Raw genomic sequence first — 20,983 nt, 5'->3', positions numbered from 1 at the left:
ATATATAAAGATTGATACTGTTTGAGCATAGCGAGTTTATCAATCTTTATTAGATTTTCAAAATACCGGGCTTTAGAATTACTAAAAGCATTTATAGTACCAGATTTTGGCAGTATCTCCCGGGGGATGAACTAACTTTTTAACTTATAAACCCCATAATATAAAAAATCAACGCATACAAATACGTTGATTTCATATTATTCTATTCCTATAACTTCAAGTGTGTCAGAATTTTTAAGTTGTTCTAGTATAGCATCAGATACAGAAGCTGTTCCTCCAACAACGATAAGCTTTGAATCCTCGCTGGCATTAGATGCTATATAATCCTGTGCTGCTGCTATCTGATCTGTATTTGCTCCAAGTCCTGTAAGTACTAGTGGTGATCCTGTCTTTGCTGCAGCGGCTGAAGCAACTAATGCATCTGCAAATTGATCCTCTTCTGCTCCGCCTGCTGCTATGTAAACATTACTGAAATCTATTCCACCATTATTTTTAAAATAATCTAAGACCGCAAGATTAGTTGCAAATCTATCTGCAGTATTTTGAGTTATTTTTTTACCTGAAACACTATCTACAACAGATTGAGGTAAAACTGCGTTTCCACCTACAGCTAATATGCTAAGTGAATTTGAATTTACGACATCTTTAACTACAGATGCTATATTCTGTGATGTTGAAAATAAAACCGGGTATCCCTTTTGCGCAGCAAGTGATGCAACTGACAGTGCATCTGCATATCCATCTTGTCCATTTACAAGTACTGCTGTTTTTTGTCCGCTTAGACTTAATACTTTTTTAGCAACCTCTGAGTTTGTTCCCATTCTTGTGGTATCTGTAACCCCTGCTATACGCTGTACGGTATATGATGATTTTAATGTATTTTCAATTGCATCAGATACAACTCCCGTTCCTCCAACTATGTATACATTTGTTGCACCAAGACTTTTTATTGTTGAGGCTACCTCTGATTCAAGTGTACCTCCTGCCGTCAAAAGTATAGGTGCATTTAACTGTTTTGCAAGAGGTGTTGCACTTACAGCATCAGCGTATCCATATCCATTTACAAGTATTACATTCTTAGCTGTTCCAAATGCACTTAGAGCAACACTATCCGCTGTTCCTATTCTTCCACCTGCACCACCATCAGTCCTGGTTACATCTGCCGCTTGTACAGTTGTACCAAGCGAAAATGCAGCAGAAAGAACAAGTGCTGCAAGTGCAGAACTCAAACATTTCCTTTTCCTTATCATATGAAAACCTCCTATAATTATATTAGTTTAACATATCTCAACATTATACACTATATTATCATATTATATATTAATTTTAAGATTTTTTCCACCTCTGCGTTTCTCTCGTTTGTGTCAAGTTCTAGCGGGCAATTTATTTTTTTCTTCAAGCCAGGGTTTATGAATTAACTTTAAAGTTAGTTTATACAAAAGAATAAATAAACCTTTATCTAAAAATATTAGGGTTTACAAGTCTAAGTTTACGTACAACTTAAGCTTTTATTTATAAGCCCCATACCAGTAATGCATATAGGGTTTGTAATTCCAAGCTTAAGTTATGCATAAGCTGACACTTCCAAAATGTAGGCACATTAAAAAGTTTTGTGATAAGTCTTAGTGAAGTATTTTTGAAAATCTTAGTAGATTTTATATGTTTGAGCCTGCGAGTTTATAAAATCTGCTTAGATTTTTATAAATACGAACTTAGACTTACTAGAAATTTTTTACGTGATGAATTTTGGAAATGTCAGCTGGAGTATAACTTAAGCTTGAAATTACAAACCCTATATATATTTAATTTACAGCTGTATCATAGTATATATCAGAAAACTCTATACTTACCTTTTCAATGTTGTCTTCGCACAGTGTTCTGCCGGACACGTCACTTTCATCTGATATAACTACCGGAAGTTCTATAATGAACTCTGTTCCTATTCCAACTTTACTTTTAACATGTATTTTACCGCCATGCATATTTACAAAAGACTTTACAAGATAAAGTCCCATTCCGCTTCCCTCACAATTTCTATTTAAGGTCTTATCAACTTGTCCAAATCTTTCAAATATGACATCTAATTTATCTTTTGGTATTCCTATCCCCGTATCCCTTATGCTTATGCACATTACATCTTTCTTGTCAGTTAAATTTATAAATATGCTTCCGCCTTTGTTTGTAAACTTAACTGCATTTGATATTATATTTAAAATTATTCTTTGGAGTTTTTCTAAATCAAAAGCCATTATCTTTTCCTCAACATTGGTGTCAAAGGTTATCGACATATTCTTTGCTTTTAAATAAGGACCAACAGATAATGATATTTCCTCAATAACACTCACTATATCATAATTTTTAAGTCCTAATTTTAAAAATCCGGAATCAAGTTTAGTAACATCAAGTAAATTATTTATTAGTTTCATCAGTCTATAACAATTGTGTTTCACAACCGTTATATATTTTTCCATCTTATCATTTCTACTTTCCGAATTATATATAGAAAGCATCTGTATTGCTGAAAATATCACATTTAAAGGTGTCTTAAGTTCATGCGATATATTAGTAAAGAATTGAGTAATAAGTTTATTGAATTCCCTGCTTTCATTTAAAAGTTTAACATTTTCTTCAACATCGTGTTTAAGCTTTTTGACTTCTTCTTCGGGTGTTATATCATGAATTATAGTAAGTATTGCCGGTCTTCCATCATACATTATATAAGTAGATGAATTTTCAACTAAACTTACAGTAGAATCCTTATTAACTATTTTTTGGTTAAACACAAGTGTTATCTCGTGCTCTCTGTATAACCTCGAGAACTTTTTTCTTATAGCTTCTCTTTCATCCTTAGGTATAAATTCGAATATAGATCTTCCACCCAGATCATCCGGCGTAGAAAGTCCAACAATTTTTGCAGCACTTTCATTTCCAAATATTATTCTGTTAAAATCATGAATAAATATTACCTCATTTGAGTTATCTATCAATAAGTTATAACATTTCTCATTCTTTAAAAGTATTTTCTCTATATTTCTGCGGTGTTCCTTTTGTTTATTCAATTTACTGTTTAATCTGGAGAGCTGAATATTTTTTTCTCTTATATTTCTATTTTCAATCTCCACATAATGGCCGATTATCCATGATATTACCATAAATATAGATGACAAAATCATATCACTTTCAAAATAAGTATTTGCATCAAGCGGACTCTTCTTAGAAAGTATGTCTACAAGAAATATTATGACAGATGACATAAATGCTAATGTCATTCCATACTTCTTACCGGATTGTATAGTCGATATTATTATGATAAATAAAAATATAAAATTGTACTGATCAGAGTAAGGTTGTGTTTTTAATACTATAGCTGAGAATATAATCATAAAACATATATCTTCTATAGTAACGAACACTTTTTTTCCTTTCCATTTATCCATGTTTTTTAAAATTAATATCCATAAGCAAAATATTGCCAATGTCACACATACCATAAATCCAAAGGTTCCCATATTATAATTTTTTAGATCCGTCGAGTTTATATATTTATTTTTCATAAAGAACTGACTGCAAACTATAATCCCACAAAAAAGCAGTGATAAGATTTTAACTATAAATATCATATCCCATACATTTTTCTGTCTGCTCCCCCGGGTAAAATCCATAAAACTCACATCCATCTACCTTTTTTCATAAAAATTTAATTATGTAAATCAGCTACATAAATATAAGGACCGGTAAACGATCCTTATATTTATGTCATAAGTCTATTTGTCTTTTCTCAAACATTCTGGTTCTTTAGGTTGATATAAACTCAAATTACAAGCAGACGCAGATGTTGATACCGCAAAATGTTTTAAAACTTTTGCACATATAATTGCACTCTTCTTTCTCAAATTTTTTTTCAATTTAATCACTCCTTTGTAAATTTAAAATATTAGTTATACAGGACATCAACTTATGTGCTACAGAAGTTAATGTAAATACTTGCCATAACATTCCCAAAGATATACACCTAATTAATATAAAAAAGTATTCTTTATTATATTTTATATAACATACATCCAATATCATAATTACGATTGCAAATAGATTTAACACTAATATTGAGTATTTTTTAAATTTCTTTCTTGTATTAATATTATTTATCCTTTTAGCTTCGCTGTCTACCGGAACAAGTCTATAAACAAAATAATAAGATATTAAAAACACAAATACCTCAATTAAAAATATATTTTGAATTGATAAGTATAATTTTAATTGACTAATAAATGCAATTCCAACCGAAATCACCGCACCGATCACAGCACAACTATTAGATGATGGTGCATGTACACCTCCAGAATATTTCCTTAGAATAGCTATCGAAACACATACTAAAATGGCTTGAGCAGCAACATTAAATACAATGCCTAATATCAGTACACATAGCAAACTCCATACCATTTGAAATAAATTATATGCACCATATATTATTATATCTTTCACATCATCATCTAAACTTAAACTATAAGAAATCTTAAGACCAATCAAACTTGAAATTTTTTGTATGAAATTTATATTCATACACAGTCAACTCTTTCTTTTATTAAAAATCTAATTAAAAGTACAATTATCAAGAACAAAACTAAGGATGGTAAAAAACATAAATTTTTAATTATTGGATCTTTTAATATATACTGCACACTATTTTTTGCTAAGATATCAAGTACAAACAAGTTTAGCCACTCACATATTGAAAGAATCATCATTACGCCAAAAGAATACGTCATTGCTTTAGCAAGGTCAATCTTATCTATAAATACCATTATTAAACCAAATACAGCTATATTTATTATTATGTGAACCCCATAATGTATTGGGAGTTCCCTTACCAAATATGTACATATACTTAATAATAAAACTGATATACTAAAGTCCTTTTTATTTATCTTTTTGAAACTAAATAAATAAGCAGAAAGGACAAATAAAAAAGCTTCTGGAATTGTTCGCAATAATATATCTATTCCCGTTAATTTTAGCATAATATGCTACCCCTTCAAAAATATGTTCTTATGAGTAAAATTATAGCATTTGCTCAATAATAAGTAAATATCTTTTTTTACATAAAAATAAATAAACTATCAATTAATATAACTGATAGTTTATTTTTCTCACATTTTCTATAAATTAGCCTTTTTTTCAATTAAACCAGCAAGATTTTGTGCCATGCTGTTCAATTCACTCTGCACTTCACCTTCAAGCATTACTCTTACAAGAGGTTCTGTGCCTGATGGTCTTATAAGCACTCTTCCACTTCCATCTAAAGTTTTTTCTAATTTTTTAATTTCACTTGCTATTTCGCTGTCATTAAGATAGATATCCTTTTTATCATTTGGAACTTTTGCATTTACAAGCACCTGCGGAAATTCCTTCATCATGGATGCAAGAGAAGATAACTTCTTTCCGCTCTTTTTTACTATTGCAGATATTTGAAGTGCTGTAATCAATCCATCACCTGTTGTATTATGATCGAGCATTATTATATGACCTGACTGCTCTCCCCCTAATTTGTATCCTTCTTTTATCATTTCTTCAAGCACATATCTATCACCGACTTTTGTCTTTACAGTTTTTATATTTTCTTTTTTAAGTCCTATATCAAGTCCAAGGTTACTCATTACGGTGACAACTACTACATTTCTATCAAGCTTTCCCTGATCTTTTAAATATTTTCCTATTATGCCCATTATAAAATCGCCATTTATAAGATTTCCCTTTTCATCTACTGCAAGACATCTGTCGGCATCTCCGTCAAATGCCAGTCCAAAATCACATCCGTTTTCTACAACATACTGCATAAGTCCCTCCGGATGAGTTGAACCGCAATTTTTATTTATATTTGTTCCGTCCGGCTCAGCGTTTATAATTGATACTTCTGCCCCAAGCTCTTCAAATGCCCTGACAGAAGTTATATATGAAGCACCATTTGCACAATCAAGTGCCACCTTAAGTCCGCTCAAGTCAACATCTATAGTTGATTTTGCAAAATCAATATAATCTCTTATAGCTTCACAGGATTCTTCTATTTTTCTTCCAATTTTACAAGCTGTAGGAAGTGGAACTTCTTCAAAGTCACTTTCGATAACGTTTTGTATCCTGTCTTCTAATTCATCTGACAATTTATAACCTTTACTGTTAAAAAATTTTATTCCATTATATTCAACTGGATTATGTGATGCAGATATAACTACGCCGGCATCAGCGCCGTATTTTCTAGTTAAATAAGCAATTGCTGGAGTGGGAATAATTCCTACACATAAAGCCTGTGCTCCAACCGAAAGTATACCAGACACCAAAGCACTTTCGAGCATATCTTTTGATATTCTTGTATCCATTCCTACTAATATCTTTGGCTTGTGAGCCCCCTCTGTGAGTACATATGCTCCCGCTCTTCCTAAATTATAGGCTAACCCTGATGTTAGTTCCTTATTCGCAATTCCTCTTACTCCATCAGTTCCAAACATTCTATGCATAACGAACAATACCTCTCTTTTTTATTAGTATACCGTTTTGTAATATTCAAGTATAGTTTAATTTATAAACCACATTATATTATTATATTACAATTATTAGAATGCGACAATATGTAAAGGGACATGTTACCAATACGAAAGTACTTATAGTACTGAACTTTGGCGACACGTCCCGAAGGGTAAATTAACTTTTACTTAAGTATAACCCTATACGTATTCAGTTCCTTTTAAAACTGCTTCTTTATTTGACTCAAAGAACTTCTCTTTTCCGTGAGCTTTTAGTGCACTTAAGAGCAAATCCATTGAAACTATGTTTGTCTGCTTAACTAGTGCTCCTAAAAGAACCATATTTGCAATCTTTTTGCTTCCTATTTTTTCAGCTACAGACTGGGCAGGTATTGCTATTACCTTTACATCTTTTCTCTTAGGCATTACATCAACCAAATCAGAATCCAAGATCACAACTCCGTTAGGTTCAAGCTTATCTTCAAATTTTTCAAGTGACGGCCTGTTCATTACAACTATGCTGTTAGCCATTGTAACTATAGGTGAACCTATCGCATCTTCCGTGAGTATTACAGAACAGTTGGCAGTTCCTCCTCTCATTTCAGGTCCGTATGATGGAAGCCATGAAACATTTAAGTTAGCATCCATCCCTGCATATGCTAAGAATTTTCCCATTGATAATATACCCTGTCCTCCAAAACCGGCAAAAATTATTTGTTGCGATGCCATATTATTTCACCTCCGAAGTTGTATCTTTTTTTATTCCAAGCGGATAGTATGGAATCATATTATCCCTGAGCCAGTCCATTGCCTCTGAAGGTGCAAGTCCCCAGTTAGTTGGGCATATGGAAAGTACTTCTATGAGTGAAAAACCTTTTCCGTCCAATTGATTTTGAAATGCTTTTTTTATTGCTTTCTTTGCTTTTAATATGTTAGGTACAGTGTCTACAGAAACTCTCTCAACATAACAAGCACCAGTTAATGTGGATATCATTTCCGAAACCCTTATCGGATATCCAGCTAACTCTGTATCTCTTCCATATGGTGTCGTTTCTGTAACCTGTCCTGGAAGTGTTGTCGGTGCCATCTGTCCTCCTGTCATACCATATATACAGTTGTTTACAAATATAGTTGATATATTTTCGCCTCTTGTAGCTGCGTGTACTATCTCTGCAGTACCTATGGCTGCAAGATCTCCATCTCCCTGATAAGTAAATACAACTTTATCCGGATTTGTTCTCTTTATACCTGTAGCACATGCAGGTGCTCTGCCATGGGCAGCTTCAAACATATCACATGCAAAATAGTTATAGGCAAGTACAGAACATCCAACAGGTGCAACTCCTATTGTTTTATCAAGTATTCCAAGTTCATCAATAACTTCAGCTACCAACTTATGAATTATTCCATGAGTACATCCAGGACAATAATGTGTTGGTACATCAAGTAATGCTTTAGGTGGCTCATATACTACAGTCATTATTTCACACCTCCTATTATACTTTCAACCTTCTCAAATATACCTTGAGGATCTGGAACCATTCCTCCAGTTCTCCCATAAAAATATACAGGTTTTTTCCCATTTACACTAAGCCTTACATCTTCGACCATTTGTCCACAGCTCATCTCTACTGAGAGATAGCCATATTTAGTTTTATCTACTGTCTTTTCAAATGCTTCATTCGGGAATGGCCAAAGAGTTATAGGTCTTATAAGTCCTAGTTTTATTCCCTTTTTCTCTGCAAGCTTTATTACATTTCTGCATATTCTTGAGGTTGTTCCATACGCAACCATTATAAGATCACACTCACTGTCACAGTTGAATGTTTCATATCTTACTTCTTCTTCTTCTATTTTTTTGAATTTCTTTTGAAGATGTATGTTGTGCTGCTCAAGTACTTCTGGTGAGAGGTACAAGGAATTTATGATATTATGCTCTTTTCTGCCTCCAAGTCCATTAGCTGCCCAATCTTTCTCCGGCAGTTTTCTTTGTTTTCTCTCTTTGAATTCTACTGGTTCCATCATCTGTCCAAGCATTCCATCACCCATTACCATACATGGAGTTCTATAAGTGTCTGCTACATCAAAAGCATCCTGAAGTACATCAACCATTTCCTGTACTGATGATGGTGCAAATACGGGCATCCTGTAATCACCATGGCCTCCACCTTTTGTTGCTTGAAAATAATCTGACTGAGCAGGCTGTATACTTCCAAGTCCAGGACCGCCTCTTACTATATTTATTATTACACATGGAAGTTCTGCTCCCGCAATATATGATATTCCTTCTGATTTCAAACTTATTCCAGGGGAACTTGATGAAGTCATACATCTAACTCCACTTCCTGCTGCTCCATATACCATATTTATAGCAGCTATTTCGCTCTCTGCCTGTATAAATATTCTTCCTATTTTAGGCATTTTCTTTGACATATAAGCCGCAACTTCTGTCTGCGGTGTTATAGGGTAACCAAAAAATGCTTTGCAGTTAGCTCTTATTGCAGCTTCGCCAATTGCTTCACTACCTTTTATTAATACCTTATCTCCCATATAAAAGAACCCTCCTTTTATTTACTTTTCAACTGTTATTACACAGTCAGGACATATTCTTGCACATGATGCACATGCTATACACTCTTTAGCTTTGTCTTTAATTATTGCTGCTGGATGATATCCTTTGGAATTAAGTTTACTTGAAAAATCTATGATTTTCTTAGGACACGCATTTATACAATGCCCACAGCCTTTGCATCTTTCTTCCCTAAAAGTTACTTTTGGCATAACAAAACTCCCTCCCTAAATTTTATAAAACATATTATTTATATAATTTCGCAAATATACTTTTACATATATCCGCGAAACAGTCGAAATAAAATTATATTTTACGCCCAAGGCGGCTTCATATAAGTATCTATTGTAAGTAATTCTGCATGAACTTTATTTTTTACTTCTTCTTCAAGCTTCTTTAAGCAAACTACATATTTGTATGGTATATTGATTTTTTGAGACAATTCTAAAACTTTCCCGTCCCCTTTTATTATATCTAACGGGGTCGTCTCATATGACATATTTGTGTTTGATATAAGGTGTGTTACTTTGAGCCTTGAAGCTCTTTCTATGGATTGCATATAATCTTCTACGCTTTTATTTTGAATGGTTAATGGCCTGTTATTGTTTATAACAAAATACATTGAATACTCTTCTTTTTTAAAATATCCGTTATACTGGCCTAAGACTATGGCTCCTCTATCATCTCCACCTACATCCATAATGACTTTATAACTTTTATCGTCAAATACCGATATGACTTCTGGTGGCACTACCATGAGCTCTGCATTTGAAAGCTTTGCATCTGCAGCTATAACCCTTACGCCGGTGTCTTCAAGTTCTTTTTTTATATCTCTGATACAAAAATACGGGTTTACAATATCCATATCTACAACTGCAACTTTTTCCCCGCGTTTAGCTAAGTTAACTGCACAATTTATGGCTATCTCAGTTTTTCCACTGCCAGCATGTCCCGTTAAAATATTTATACGGCTCATATAAATCACCTCTTACATTAAGAAACATTTCAAGTAAACGTATTCAATTAATTTTATATAATTTAATAGAAATCCATTCAAAAAAGCCAATTCAAATAATGCAGTATTTTGAGTGTATGAATTTTTTTATTCATTTTTTGGCTTCGATGAATTATTTCTATTTTCATCTATATTATATCATAACCTGAAAACATTTTCTAATATATTTTAACTTTAGTATTTAATTGCATAAGTTCAATTAACTATAATATATCTTATATGCTCCTATTTTCTTCGTATTTAAAGAAAAAACTCAAAAAACTAAAAATGCACTCTACTTGCGGAAGTGTGCATTTTTTTAATTAAAAATTCTTAAACATAAACCTTAATAAGTAACTACTTAGCGGGTAATAAATTCGCCCCACCTATTTTATTATAAAATAGGTTTTGATTTTTTCCACTCCTGTGCATAACCTTCCAGTATCTTGTGAATTACCTCTCCGATGACAGAATAGGACTCGTCACTGAGGTTTGCAAGTGATATTCTTATAGACCACTCTGGTCCGTGAAAACCACTTCCACCCAAAAGTACAATTGATGATTCTTCTGCAAGTTTCATTAACACATCAATCGGTTTGTAATTGCTTTCAAGATATCTCACAAATTCTTCACTATAATTATGTTTTGCCCATTCAAGGAGGTCAAACTGCGTGTAATAAGCAGCGTCATAAGGATTATCATTCACTTTAAGTCCAAGTCCGTCAAACAATAATTTTTGGCGTCTGTGACATATACTCCTTGTGAGTTTTTTATACCTGTCTCCTTTGTCTACCAATGCAAATAATGAGAAAAATGCCATCTGAACCTGCTGGGGCGTTGACAATCCTGCTGTATGATTTAATGCAACCTGTCTGCTGTCTGCGACAATTCTATCAATAAATGGTATTGTCTCCGGGTTAGTTGATAACGCTGCATATCTCCTTGCCGCCCTCTCTTTTTTATCGCAGTCAAGTTCTTTTAAATGTTTATCAAATACATTGTCTTCATATAATGCTATTGTTCCAAGTCTCCAGCCAGTCACTCCAAAGTACTTTGAGAATGAATAAACTCCTATTGTATTATAAGGCAGATCTGCCATTAAAGAATGAAAATTATCTACAAATGTACCATAAACATCGTCCGAAATGATCATAAGATCAGGATTATGTTTTTCAACTATCTCCTTTAAGTAACTTACTATTTGAGGTTTAATTGCAACAGATGGTGGATTGCTTGGATTTACAACAAATAGTGCTTTTATATTTGGATCGCACAATTTTTGAAGTTCTTCATCGGAATACTGTCCACTGCACGTGCCATCTTTATATTCCTCATTTGCCACCACCTCCACGACTTCAAAATTATACCTTGGAAGGTGTGGTATCTCGAGATAAGGGGTGAAAATAGGAGCCATAATTGCAATTTTATCTCCCTTTGACAATATATTATTTGCAATCAAACTGTCAAAAATATAACACATTCCCGCAGTAGCACCTTCTACCGCAAAGAGATCAAACTTTCTTTCAAGCGGCTCATTATAACATAATTCCTGAATTAAATAATCATGTACAATACTCTCTACATGCTTAAGCATTCTATCCGGAACAGGGTAGTTATCCCCTATTATTCCGTCTGCAAGTTCATATATCCAATCATCTGGATCAAATCTTTTTATTGTAACACCATAGTTTATCATTTTCTTCAAAAGTTCAGTTCCCTTTGCATTTTTACTTCTATCTATAAATTCAAGGAAACGTTTTGCAATTCCATCTTTTTTAGGCATACCGCCTAAATCATTATCGTTCCAGGTTCTTCTACTCTCTTCTACAGCAAATTGTCCAAATGTAAAGAAAGCTTCCCTTGGTGATGCCGCAATCCAATTGGGATTTCCCCTTCCGGCATCTAAAAGTGTATGAGCTTCTCTTTTTTTTGCCTCTCCTGCCAGGTTTATAAGCCTGTTTTTAAGTTCAAAAGGACTTATTTTTCCATAAACTCTTTCTATTTCCTCACGTTGAAGATTACAATTTCCCATAATTTCCCTCCTAATTATTTATCTTTATCTAATTTTTCGTCAGAACCAAATTCTATCTGATTTTTTACAACTGAAGAGAGCACTATAAACGTTTCTGTGTTCCCAAATCTCTGTATTTTTTCAACAAGTATCTCAAGACTTTTGATATCACTTACCCTTGCCTTCAATATTTTACAATAAGGTCCTGTAACATGATGACATTCAACTATAGAATCCTCATGCTTTATAAATTCCATAAACTTTGCCGTTTTCTGAACCTTCATGTCTACATTTATAAGTACATCGATAGTTTTGCCTAGTTTCTTATAGTTTATAACTGCCTTGTATCCGGATATAATATCTGCATCTTCAAGTCTTTTCATTCTTTCTGCAACTGCCGGAGGACTTAAAGACACTTTTTTTGCCAGTTCTTTCATAGATATTCTTCCATCTTCGAGTAATATTTTTATTATATTGTAATCAGTACTATCCACTGCCGGCTCACCTTCTATTATTAATAATAATTTTCCTCAAAAATCTTCTTTATTTCAGCCACATTTTTTGTATATCCTAGAGCAGCCATCAGCTTTATTCTAGCTTTTTGTCCGGGAAGGTTATCTCCAAAGATCACTCCTTTTTCCCTAAGTTCTCCTCCTGAACCCTCATCACCATAATCATCGGTGACCTTTCCTGATATACATCTCGATACTAGAACTACAGGAACATTTTTCTCTATTGCGTACTCAACACCTCTTACCATTTTTGGAGGAATATTGCCTCTTCCCATTCCTTCAATTATTATTCCATGGCTTCCTGAATCAATACAGAATTTTAACATTTTATCATCCATACCACAGCATGTCTTTATAAGATCTACTTTAGTATCAATTTTATCTGTATCAATATATTGCCTTTTAGTATATTTATAGTAAAAATATGGCTTTCCATTGTCCACATATCCTATTGGTCCGAAATCCAAACTTCTAAATGTATTAAGAGAACATGTATTAGTCTTTGTAACTTGAGATGCCACATGTATTTCTTTATTCATAACAAGCATAACACCTCTACTTCTTGCATCATCTGATGCTGCTACCTTGACTGCATCTATCAAATTGCCTGCCCCATCCCATCCGGGATCAGAACTTATTTTCATTGCCCCTACAAATACTACCGGTTTTGATTCATTATAGGTTAAATCCACAAGATATGCAGTTTCTTCAATTGAATCGGTACCATGAGTAACAACTATTCCGTCATATCCTCCATTTTTAATCTTTTTATTTATTACACCGGACAGCTCAAACATCTTTTCTGGAGGCATTTGCTGACCTGATATTTTTGAAAAATCCATGCAATCCACATTGGCAGCTTCATCTATTCCCGGAATAATTTTTAATATATCCTCTCCACTCATAGATGGCATTGATCTATTACTCTCATTTTTTTTCATGGATATCGTTCCGCCGGTAAATATAACAATAACTCTTTTCATTGACCTGCCCCTTCTCATTTAAATTAACTTAATTTTAGCATACGATTTTTTAAGTGTACATGTATAAAGTTAGGTCATCTGCCAGCCTTACTTTATTTAATTACTTATTTACTCCATATCTGCTTATTTTTAAAAATGTCTTTATTTATGGGGTTTGTAATTCCAGGATTAAGTTATACGTAAGCTGACATTTCCAAAATGTAGGCACATTAAAAAATTTTTTAGTAAGTTTTAGTGAAGCATTTTTGAAAATCTTAGTAGATTTTATATGTTTGAGTCTGCGAGTTTATAAAATCTGCTTAGATTTTTATAAATACAAACTTAGACTTACTAGAAATTTTTTAGGTGACGAATTTTGGAAATGTCAACTGAAGTATAATTTAAGCTTGTAATTACAAACCCTATAAATAAAATGGTTTACAAAAGTTAGTAACCATAATGGAGTTTAAATGGTATAATTATAAATAAACGAGGTATTGAAAATGAAATTAATAATACATGATTTGGAAATAAGTGACTTTCAAAAATTATTTCCGGATCCATTAAAAGATACAGAGATTATTTCGAATGACGGAATAATCCATAATTGTACAGGATGTTTTGGCTGCTGGGTAAAAACACCTGCAGCTTGTGTGATACGTGATAATTATGGAGATATGGGAGAGCTTCTGTCAAAATGTAATGAATTAATTATCATAAGCAAATGTTGTTATGGCGGGTTTAGTCCATTCATTAAGAATGTATTAGATCGAAGTATATCTTATATACTGCCTAATTTTGTAATACGAAATAAAGAAATGCATCATATGAGAAGATATCAGAATAATATAAATATGAGAGTATATTTTTATAGCAATGCTATGACAAAAAAAGAAAAACAAACTGCTAAAAAGTTAATAAAAGCAAATTCAATCAATCTGTATTGCAATGTCACAGGAATCACATTTATTCATGACATTACAGAATTGGAGGCAGGTATAATATGAAAATAGCTCTTATAAATGGGAGTCCTAAATTTAAAAACAGCGCCTCTGGTTACATATTAAAGGAACTTAAAAATCTTTTAAAAAATGATGATAATACAATTTATGAATACTGTTTTAGAAAACCTCAGTTGGATGACAAAGAAATATCTGAATTAACTAAGTGCAATACTTTAATTTTTGCATTTCCTTTATATGTAGATGCTATTCCATCTCATCTTATCAGCTGCTTTATAAAGCTAGAACAAATATTTTCAGAATTAAATGAAAAAGACATTAATGTATATGCACTGGTCAATTGTGGATTCTATGAAGGGCATCAAAACAGAATAGCACTTGAAATTATGGAGAACTGGTCTTTTAAGGCAGGCCTTAATTGGAAACAGGGCATTGGAATCGGAGCAGGCGGAATGATTACAGCAACAGAAAGTATTCCACTCGGTCATGGCCCTAAGAAAAATTTAGGAAAGGCACTAAAGAAAATATCAGAAAATATATTAAAAAATTCTCCAGGACAAAATATATTTATTACAGCAAATTTTCCAAGATTTTTATACAAATTTTCGGCAGAAATGGGATGGAAGCAATTAATTAAGAAAAATGGTTTGCAGAAAAAAGACCTATTTTTGAAGAGATAACACATATTGCCTCAAAAATACATACATTCGTATTAAGCATTGATCATAGATACATGAATATAATATAGAGTTATCTCTTGCAAACATAAATATAATTCTTACGTAGTGGAATGCTGTAAGGCTGAAGACACATTTAAAACTTTTTCTATAAATCTTGACGAAGTGCTGTGAAAAATCTTAAAGTTCTGGATACTGTTTGAGGTACGAGTTTATCCAGGTTTTTTAGATTCTTCACAGCACAAGTCTTAGATTTATAAAAAGTTTTAACGTATCAAAGCCTTACAGTATTCCACTACGTAAGAATTATACTTATGTACTTACAACAACGCTTAATACACAATATACTCTAATAAGGTGCGTATTCCCTCATTATGCTTTCTGCAACCTTAATACCATCTACTGCTGCTGACACTATACCACCTGCAAATCCTGCTCCTTCACCACATGGGTACAACCCTTCAAGAGATATACTTTGAAGTCTTTCATTTCTAGTAATTCTAACTGGAGCCGATGTTCTCGTTTCTATACCCGTTAGCACTACATCGTTATCTGCAAATCCTTTTATCTTTTTATCAAAATTAGTAAATCCTTCTTTTAATGCATTTACTACATATGTTGGAAGACACTTTCTAAGATCTTTAAATTCCCATCCCGGTCTATATGTAGGAATTATTTTCCCGATTTTATTTAAAGATGTATCCTTTAAGAAATCTCCAAGCATCTCAACCGGTGCAAAATATTCTCCTCCACCAAGATTGTATGCAAGTTCTTCGTAATGCCTCTGAAACTCCATTCCAGACAGGGGCCCATTTCCACCAAGATCTTCCTTTCTAATTGATACTACAATTGCGGAATTTGCATTTTTCTTGTCTCTTTTGAAATTACTCATTCCATTTGTTACAAGTCGTTTATCCTCTGAAGCTGCCGCAACAACTTCTCCTCCTGGACACATACAGAAGCTGTAAACTCCCCTTTTATCCGACTTTGTTGTATATGTGAGCCTGTAATCTGCTGCCTTAAGCCTTGGATGATTTGCATATTTGCCATATTGATTTCTATTTATCATTTCCTGAAGATGTTCTGCTCTAACTCCAATTGCAAAGTCTTTAGCTTCCATAAATATTCCTCTTTTATAGAGCATTTCATAAGTATCTCTGGAACTATGACCGGGTGCAAGTATAAGATTTTCACATGGAATTTCTTCTCCATTTATAATTGCAGCTCTGATTCTGCTATTTTTTATAACTATATCTTCAAGTTTGCTATTAAAACTCACATCTCCACCTAAGCTTATTATTCTTTTTCTTATATTTTTAACTACTCCTTTTAAGACATCAGTACCTACATGAGGTTTATTTGTGTACATTATCTCCTGAGGTGCACCACTTTTTACAAACTCATCAATTATAAAACGGCATCTTGAATCTTTACTTCTGGATGTGAGTTTCCCATCGGAAAATGTTCCCGCACCTCCCTCTCCAAACTGGACATTACTCTCTAAATTAAGCTTACCGCTTTCCCAAAACTTATTAACTTCCTCTGTTCTTTTATCTACATTTTCTCCCCTTTCAATTATAAGAGGCCTATATCCATTCTCAGCCATTAAAAGACCTGCAAACATTCCTGCAGGCCCCATTCCTATTATTATAGGTCTATGTTCCATTTTATTTTTCCCGAATTCAAAATCTTCCTTAAACTCCTGTTTTGCAATTCTAACATCTGAAGACCTGGCACTATTTACTACCCTTTCTTCATCTTCACATTCTATTTCAACGGCATAATCAAATTTTATTGTATTTTTTCTTCTGGCATCTATAGATTCCTTTACTATTTTCAGATTCTTTATATCACCTGTTCTTATTTTCGCTTTCTTAGCTGCCTTATTTTTTATTTCACTTAGATCATCATTTATATCTAAAATTATATTATTTATTTTAACCGGCATTCTTTGTTTCCCCATTCCTTTCACTCACCGTAACTGTAACCTGATTTATATCTTGTGAAACTTCAGTTATTCCAGATGGCAAAGTTATATTTATAGGAACTGTATTTTGTCCCTGCTTAACTCCCTTCAAATCTACAGAAGCTGATATATCACCATCTTTAAGATTATCTACTGCATATTTGGAACCTGAAACCACTACATTAACAGTACTTGCACTTAAACTTGCACTGTATGAACTATCAAGATTTACAGTTTGTATATTAACGCTCACTTGCTTTTGAGAGCTTTTATCAAAATCCACCTTTAATCTTACTGTATCACTTCCGTTTAAAAGCGTAACACCATAAGGAAGATTTACTTTTACATCTATTGAATCTCTGCCATTTATACTGCTTATATCTATTCCCTCTGTATCTATTTTAGATACTTTAGCTATTTCTGCATCACTACCAGTTATATCCACATTTGAATTCATTGGAAGTATTGAATTTATTCCATAATCACTTAAGTTTCCTGATAAATTTACATTTACCGGTACACTTTTAACTCTCACAACAGGAATAGACATATCTAAATATTTAGGTTCTATTTCTACATTCTTTATTATATTTCCCTGGGAATCTTCTGCTTTTAAGTAAACTTTTCTATTAACATCTTTTGAAATGTTCTGTATATTATACATTGTCTCAGTTTTTGCAACCTTTTCTATGTCTTTTTTAGCACCTTTAACTGTAACCTTTGTCGAACTTAGTTTTGGTTCCCGGGCGTAAAAGCCGCTTTTCGCTTTTCCCAAAAGCGTTAATTTAACCGGAACCACTTTACTCTTTAAATCTTCAATATTTATATTAACCCACAGATTGTCACTATTTACAACCCTGACTGAACTTGGGCTTTTCTTTATTTGAACCGGTATTTTATTTTTACCTTTTTTTACTACGTAAGATCCCAAATCTGATGTCAGTTCAAATTGAGATGATTTAACAGCATACAAGTCTGATGCATTTCCTTTTATAGTCAATTTTACAGTTAAATTTTCATCATCCACTGATATTATATTTGACTGCATAAGTACATTTCTATTTATAACCTGAACAGGTACTACTATTTTCCTCTCTCTTACAGGATTTTCAACGTTATATATAAAAAGCCACAATATAAATGAAACTATTACACAGCATACCTTCACTATCACCTGGTGTCTTTTTTGTTTTTTATCCATTGAATCACCCGCTCTCTAAAGGTTAACTTTTTATGCTGCCTTTTCTTTATAATTTTTGTAAGCGTACTTCTGAGTTTCTCTTCTGTATAATTTCTAGTCATATTACCATTTAAAACAAGCGAAATAGTTCCCGTTTCTTCTGATACAACAATTATAATAGCATCAGATTTTTCTGAAATTCCGATTGCTGCCCTGTGCCTTGTACCGAGTTTTTTATTTAATTCTCTATTTTCTGTAAGCGGCAAAAAACATCCTGAAGACACTACCCTGTCATTTCTAATTATAGTTGCACCATCATGAAGTGGAGTATTAACTACAAATATATTTTCAAGAAGAGCAGACGATACAATCGCATCTATCCTTGTTCCTGTTTTTATTATATCCTCAAGTCCTGTAAATTGCTCTATTATTACAAGGGCTCCTGTTCTTGAAACTGATAAATTTCCAATTGCAGTTACGATTTCATTAACTACTTTTTGTACAGTTTCCTCATTTGCAAATATCTGTCTGTCAGTAAAAGCTGTCCTTCCAAGGTGTTCGAGTGCACTTCGTATTTCTGGCTGAAATATAATTATAAGAGATAACACACCTATTGTAATCGTCTTTGATAATATCCAGTTAAGCATGGTAAGGTTTAAAAGATCACTTACAGGAATAAGAAATAAAATTAATACGATACCTTTTAAAAGTTGTTCAGCTCTAGTCTCCTTCATTAGCATGTAACCTTTATAAAAAATATATGAAACCACTAATATGTCCATTACCGAAAATATACTTATATTTTTTACCGAATTGATTACAATGTCTAATATCTCCACCTATTTCACTCCTTTATTAAGTGCACTATCACTTTAATGTCCTAATAATAACTCTTATGACTAAATTAAAGGGGATATGCCTTGAATTAATATAAAATTTCGCCTTATCTTTAATTATACACTATTTAATATTTCTTTATATCAAAAGAAAATCTAATTTATAAAATATTAATAAAAATAATAAAGTCTCTTGAATTTTTTTTAACTAATGGTTACAATACTACTAGCCTAAGTTTTCAAATTATATTTAAAACGCGGGGAAACCAGTATCTTGGGGTGAATCGTTTATTCGTAGGTTATGCCTTTACCGAACCCGTCAGCTAACCTCGTAGGTAAAAGGAGATGATTTATTTGAAAAGAAAACTTTTTATTTTTATGGTTATCTTTTTAGGGCTTTTAATATTTGTTCCATTTAAAGTAAGCGCAGTGGAAAACACTACTTCTGAAACTAACTTGTTTAATGAAAAAGAACAGGTGGTTCAAGTTTTCAACTACTATGATAAAAAACTTTATATTACCCAAAACGATCTAGATTTAATGTCAAAAGTGGTATATGCAGAAAGTAATTGTGAACCATTTGAAGGAAAGGTTGCAGTTGCTTCTGTGATTTTAAACCGATTAAAATATCCCGAATTTCCAAAGACAATAGAAGGAGTGGTAACTCAAAAAGGTGCTTTCTCTTGTGTAAATAGTAATGGAACAATCAATGCACCTAAGACAGATACCTGTTACAAAGCAGTTTTAGAAGCCTTAAAAGGATATGATCCAACAGGAAAAGCAGTTTTTTTCTATAATCCACAAATAGCGACATCAAGATGGATGAAAGATATAAATAAAAAGAATGTAAAAGCAATAGGAAATCATGTATTCTTCGTTGTAAATTAACATATGAATATCCCTGAATTTTAAAATTCAGGGATATTTTTATTTTTGTAGAGAATCTATATATGACACAGCACTTAAAGCTGCAATTTGACCTTGACCAGCTGCTTTCATATACTGATATGGTTTTCCGGCACAATCTCCGGCAGCATAACAACCGCGTATATTTGTCTTCATATTAGCATCCACTTTTATATGCCCTCCATCAAGTTCTATTCCTGGAACAAGTTGATCGGGTGCTATACTGTCTTTTAGTATAAAAACTCCATCTGTATTTATTTCTCTATGTTTTAATACAAGTTTTTCTACTTTATTATTTCCTACAATTTCAACTGGTTTATCCAATACTATTTCTATATTATTGTTGAGCTTTAAATCCTTATTATACATAGGTACATAGTACAATTTTGATGCAAGTTCACCGACAAAATTGGCTTCTTTTTCTGCTTCTTTATTATAGCCTACAATTGTCACGACTCTTCCTCTATATAAAGGTGCATCACACGTAGCACAATATCCAACACCTCTGCCAAGGAATTCCTGTTCACCTCTCAGTAGATTCACAGACTGTACACCGGTTGCTATTACAAGTGCTCTAGACTCATAATTTTTTTGATTTACAGACATTACAAAATAATTTCCCATAGCATATACTGCATTTATTCTTTCATACGTTATACTTATACCCATTGAATCTATATGGTTTTTAACTTTATCTTTAAGGTCGCTTCCTTTTATATTATAAAAGCCAAGATAATTATTAATTCGTGGAGCCATATTAAGCTTATTACTCAAATTCTCATTTCCAAACACTATAATATTTTTATTCCTAATCTTTGAGTTTACAGCCGCTGATAATCCTGCCACACCACTTCCTATTATTGCTATATCATATCTATCATCCACAATAT

Annotated in this window: 21 protein-coding genes and 1 riboswitch; of the genes, 3 read left to right on the top strand and 18 right to left on the bottom strand. The window is 32.8% G+C overall.

Annotated elements, in window-relative coordinates:
* Nucleotides 1-197 precede the first annotated feature (197 nt).
* The 14 genes from D4Z93_RS01670 to D4Z93_RS01605 form a co-directional block, all read right to left on the bottom strand.
* Nucleotides 198-1,250, bottom strand: coding sequence for a cell wall-binding repeat-containing protein (locus D4Z93_RS01670; RefSeq protein WP_119970028.1), 1,053 nt, complete (start codon nt 1,248-1,250; stop codon nt 198-200).
* Nucleotides 1,251-1,802: 552 nt separating this feature from the next.
* On the bottom strand, nt 1,803-3,677 hold the full coding sequence (locus D4Z93_RS01665) for a PAS domain-containing sensor histidine kinase (protein WP_119970027.1): 1,875 nt from the start codon (nt 3,675-3,677) through the stop codon (nt 1,803-1,805).
* Between the two features lie 87 nt (nt 3,678-3,764).
* Nucleotides 3,765-3,905, bottom strand: coding sequence for a cyclic lactone autoinducer peptide (locus D4Z93_RS01660; RefSeq protein WP_119970026.1), 141 nt, complete (start codon nt 3,903-3,905; stop codon nt 3,765-3,767).
* Between the two features lies 1 nt (nt 3,906).
* The gene (locus D4Z93_RS01655; RefSeq protein ID WP_119970025.1) at nt 3,907-4,563 is read right to left on the bottom strand and encodes an accessory gene regulator ArgB-like protein; all 657 of its coding nucleotides are present in this window, start codon (nt 4,561-4,563) and stop codon (nt 3,907-3,909) included.
* Entirely contained in the window at nt 4,560-5,021 is a 462-nt protein-coding gene (locus D4Z93_RS01650) for a hypothetical protein (RefSeq protein ID WP_119970024.1), read from the bottom strand. The genes D4Z93_RS01655 and D4Z93_RS01650 overlap by 4 nt, the downstream gene beginning before the upstream one ends.
* Nucleotides 5,022-5,159: 138 nt before the next feature.
* Nucleotides 5,160-6,512 carry a phosphoglucosamine mutase gene (gene glmM, locus D4Z93_RS01645; RefSeq protein WP_119970023.1) on the bottom strand — a complete coding sequence of 451 codons (1,353 nt, stop codon included), beginning with the start codon at nt 6,510-6,512 and terminating at the stop codon, nt 5,160-5,162.
* 207 nt (nt 6,513-6,719) lie between these two features.
* A complete protein-coding gene (locus D4Z93_RS01640; protein ID WP_119970022.1) occupies nt 6,720-7,247 on the bottom strand; it encodes a 2-oxoacid:acceptor oxidoreductase family protein in 528 nt (175 codons plus the stop codon).
* 1 nt (nt 7,248) lies between these two features.
* A complete protein-coding gene (locus tag D4Z93_RS01635) occupies nt 7,249-7,998 on the bottom strand; it encodes a thiamine pyrophosphate-dependent enzyme (RefSeq protein WP_119970021.1) in 750 nt (249 codons plus the stop codon).
* Entirely contained in the window at nt 7,998-9,068 is a 1,071-nt protein-coding gene (locus tag D4Z93_RS01630) for a 3-methyl-2-oxobutanoate dehydrogenase subunit VorB (RefSeq protein ID WP_119970020.1), read from the bottom strand. Before D4Z93_RS01630 ends, D4Z93_RS01635 begins: the two co-directional genes overlap by 1 nt.
* A gap of 21 nt (nt 9,069-9,089) precedes the next feature.
* Complete coding sequence (locus D4Z93_RS01625; RefSeq protein ID WP_119970019.1) at nt 9,090-9,299, bottom strand: 4Fe-4S dicluster domain-containing protein; 210 nt, start codon at nt 9,297-9,299, stop codon at nt 9,090-9,092.
* A gap of 101 nt (nt 9,300-9,400) precedes the next feature.
* Nucleotides 9,401-10,063 carry a nucleotide-binding protein gene (locus tag D4Z93_RS01620; protein ID WP_119970018.1) on the bottom strand — a complete coding sequence of 221 codons (663 nt, stop codon included), beginning with the start codon at nt 10,061-10,063 and terminating at the stop codon, nt 9,401-9,403.
* Between the two features lie 412 nt (nt 10,064-10,475).
* Entirely contained in the window at nt 10,476-12,113 is a 1,638-nt protein-coding gene (gene aspD / locus D4Z93_RS01615; protein ID WP_119970017.1) for an aspartate 4-decarboxylase, read from the bottom strand.
* A gap of 14 nt (nt 12,114-12,127) precedes the next feature.
* A complete protein-coding gene (locus D4Z93_RS01610; protein WP_119970016.1) occupies nt 12,128-12,586 on the bottom strand; it encodes an Lrp/AsnC family transcriptional regulator in 459 nt (152 codons plus the stop codon).
* Between the two features lie 20 nt (nt 12,587-12,606).
* A complete protein-coding gene (locus tag D4Z93_RS01605) occupies nt 12,607-13,587 on the bottom strand; it encodes an asparaginase (RefSeq protein WP_119970015.1) in 981 nt (326 codons plus the stop codon).
* Between the two features lie 482 nt (nt 13,588-14,069).
* Here D4Z93_RS01605 and D4Z93_RS01600 point away from each other — a divergent pair, with 482 nt between their 5' ends.
* Nucleotides 14,070-14,573: a flavodoxin family protein gene (locus tag D4Z93_RS01600; protein WP_119970014.1), complete on the top strand. Its 504-nt coding sequence runs from the start codon at nt 14,070-14,072 to the stop codon at nt 14,571-14,573.
* Nucleotides 14,570-15,208: a hypothetical protein gene (locus D4Z93_RS01595; protein ID WP_119970013.1), complete on the top strand. Its 639-nt coding sequence runs from the start codon at nt 14,570-14,572 to the stop codon at nt 15,206-15,208. The genes D4Z93_RS01600 and D4Z93_RS01595 overlap by 4 nt, the downstream gene beginning before the upstream one ends.
* A gap of 346 nt (nt 15,209-15,554) precedes the next feature.
* Here the strand turns inward: D4Z93_RS01595 and D4Z93_RS01590 are convergent, their stop codons facing one another.
* The 3 genes from D4Z93_RS01590 to cdaA are packed head-to-tail and all read right to left on the bottom strand — an operon-like array spanning nt 15,555 to nt 19,190.
* Entirely contained in the window at nt 15,555-17,153 is a 1,599-nt protein-coding gene (locus tag D4Z93_RS01590) for an NAD(P)/FAD-dependent oxidoreductase (protein WP_119970012.1), read from the bottom strand.
* Entirely contained in the window at nt 17,143-18,372 is a 1,230-nt protein-coding gene (locus D4Z93_RS01585; protein ID WP_119970011.1) for a CdaR family protein, read from the bottom strand. Before D4Z93_RS01585 ends, D4Z93_RS01590 begins: the two co-directional genes overlap by 11 nt.
* Nucleotides 18,342-19,190: a diadenylate cyclase CdaA gene (cdaA, locus tag D4Z93_RS01580; protein ID WP_119970010.1), complete on the bottom strand. Its 849-nt coding sequence runs from the start codon at nt 19,188-19,190 to the stop codon at nt 18,342-18,344. The genes D4Z93_RS01585 and cdaA overlap by 31 nt, the downstream gene beginning before the upstream one ends.
* A 215-nt stretch (nt 19,191-19,405) precedes the next feature.
* Nucleotides 19,406-19,539, top strand: a riboswitch (cyclic di-AMP (ydaO/yuaA leader).
* Nucleotides 19,540-19,541: 2 nt separating this feature from the next.
* Between cdaA and D4Z93_RS01575 the strand changes: the two genes are divergently transcribed.
* Nucleotides 19,542-20,075, top strand: a complete 534-nt coding sequence (locus tag D4Z93_RS01575; RefSeq protein WP_243105967.1) for a cell wall hydrolase — start codon at nt 19,542-19,544, stop codon at nt 20,073-20,075.
* A gap of 39 nt (nt 20,076-20,114) precedes the next feature.
* Here the strand turns inward: D4Z93_RS01575 and D4Z93_RS01570 are convergent, their stop codons facing one another.
* Nucleotides 20,115-20,978 carry an NAD(P)/FAD-dependent oxidoreductase gene (locus D4Z93_RS01570; protein WP_119970009.1) on the bottom strand — a complete coding sequence of 288 codons (864 nt, stop codon included), beginning with the start codon at nt 20,976-20,978 and terminating at the stop codon, nt 20,115-20,117.
* Nucleotides 20,979-20,983: the final 5 nt, after the last annotated feature.

The sequence above is a fragment of the Clostridium fermenticellae genome (genome assembly GCF_003600355.1).
Taxonomy (GTDB): Bacteria; Bacillota; Clostridia; order Clostridiales; family Clostridiaceae; genus Clostridium_AV; species Clostridium_AV fermenticellae.
The sequence above is the reverse complement of the archived record's forward strand: the minus strand, read 5'-3'. Positions and strand labels throughout refer to the sequence as shown.

Excerpts from the sequence above, each read along its gene's own strand:
- D4Z93_RS01670 (WP_119970028.1), bottom strand. The coding sequence starts at position 1,250 with ATGATAAGGAAAAGGAAATGTTTGAGTTCTGCACTTGCAGCACTTGTT.
- D4Z93_RS01665 (WP_119970027.1), bottom strand. The coding sequence starts at position 3,677 with ATGGATGTGAGTTTTATGGATTTTACCCGGGGGAGCAGACAGAAAAAT.
- D4Z93_RS01655 (WP_119970025.1), bottom strand. The coding sequence starts at position 4,563 with ATGAATATAAATTTCATACAAAAAATTTCAAGTTTGATTGGTCTTAAG.
- D4Z93_RS01650 (WP_119970024.1), bottom strand. The coding sequence starts at position 5,021 with ATGCTAAAATTAACGGGAATAGATATATTATTGCGAACAATTCCAGAA.
- glmM (WP_119970023.1), bottom strand. The coding sequence starts at position 6,512 with ATGCATAGAATGTTTGGAACTGATGGAGTAAGAGGAATTGCGAATAAG.
- D4Z93_RS01640 (WP_119970022.1), bottom strand. The coding sequence starts at position 7,247 with ATGGCATCGCAACAAATAATTTTTGCCGGTTTTGGAGGACAGGGTATA.
- D4Z93_RS01635 (WP_119970021.1), bottom strand. The coding sequence starts at position 7,998 with ATGACTGTAGTATATGAGCCACCTAAAGCATTACTTGATGTACCAACA.
- D4Z93_RS01630 (WP_119970020.1), bottom strand. The coding sequence starts at position 9,068 with ATGGGAGATAAGGTATTAATAAAAGGTAGTGAAGCAATTGGCGAAGCT.
- D4Z93_RS01625 (WP_119970019.1), bottom strand. The coding sequence starts at position 9,299 with ATGCCAAAAGTAACTTTTAGGGAAGAAAGATGCAAAGGCTGTGGGCAT.
- D4Z93_RS01620 (WP_119970018.1), bottom strand. The coding sequence starts at position 10,063 with ATGAGCCGTATAAATATTTTAACGGGACATGCTGGCAGTGGAAAAACT.
- aspD (WP_119970017.1), bottom strand. The coding sequence starts at position 12,113 with ATGGGAAATTGTAATCTTCAACGTGAGGAAATAGAAAGAGTTTATGGA.
- D4Z93_RS01605 (WP_119970015.1), bottom strand. The coding sequence starts at position 13,587 with ATGAAAAGAGTTATTGTTATATTTACCGGCGGAACGATATCCATGAAA.
- D4Z93_RS01600 (WP_119970014.1), top strand. The coding sequence starts at position 14,070 with ATGAAATTAATAATACATGATTTGGAAATAAGTGACTTTCAAAAATTA.
- D4Z93_RS01595 (WP_119970013.1), top strand. The coding sequence starts at position 14,570 with ATGAAAATAGCTCTTATAAATGGGAGTCCTAAATTTAAAAACAGCGCC.
- D4Z93_RS01590 (WP_119970012.1), bottom strand. The coding sequence starts at position 17,153 with ATGCCGGTTAAAATAAATAATATAATTTTAGATATAAATGATGATCTA.
- D4Z93_RS01585 (WP_119970011.1), bottom strand. The coding sequence starts at position 18,372 with ATGGATAAAAAACAAAAAAGACACCAGGTGATAGTGAAGGTATGCTGT.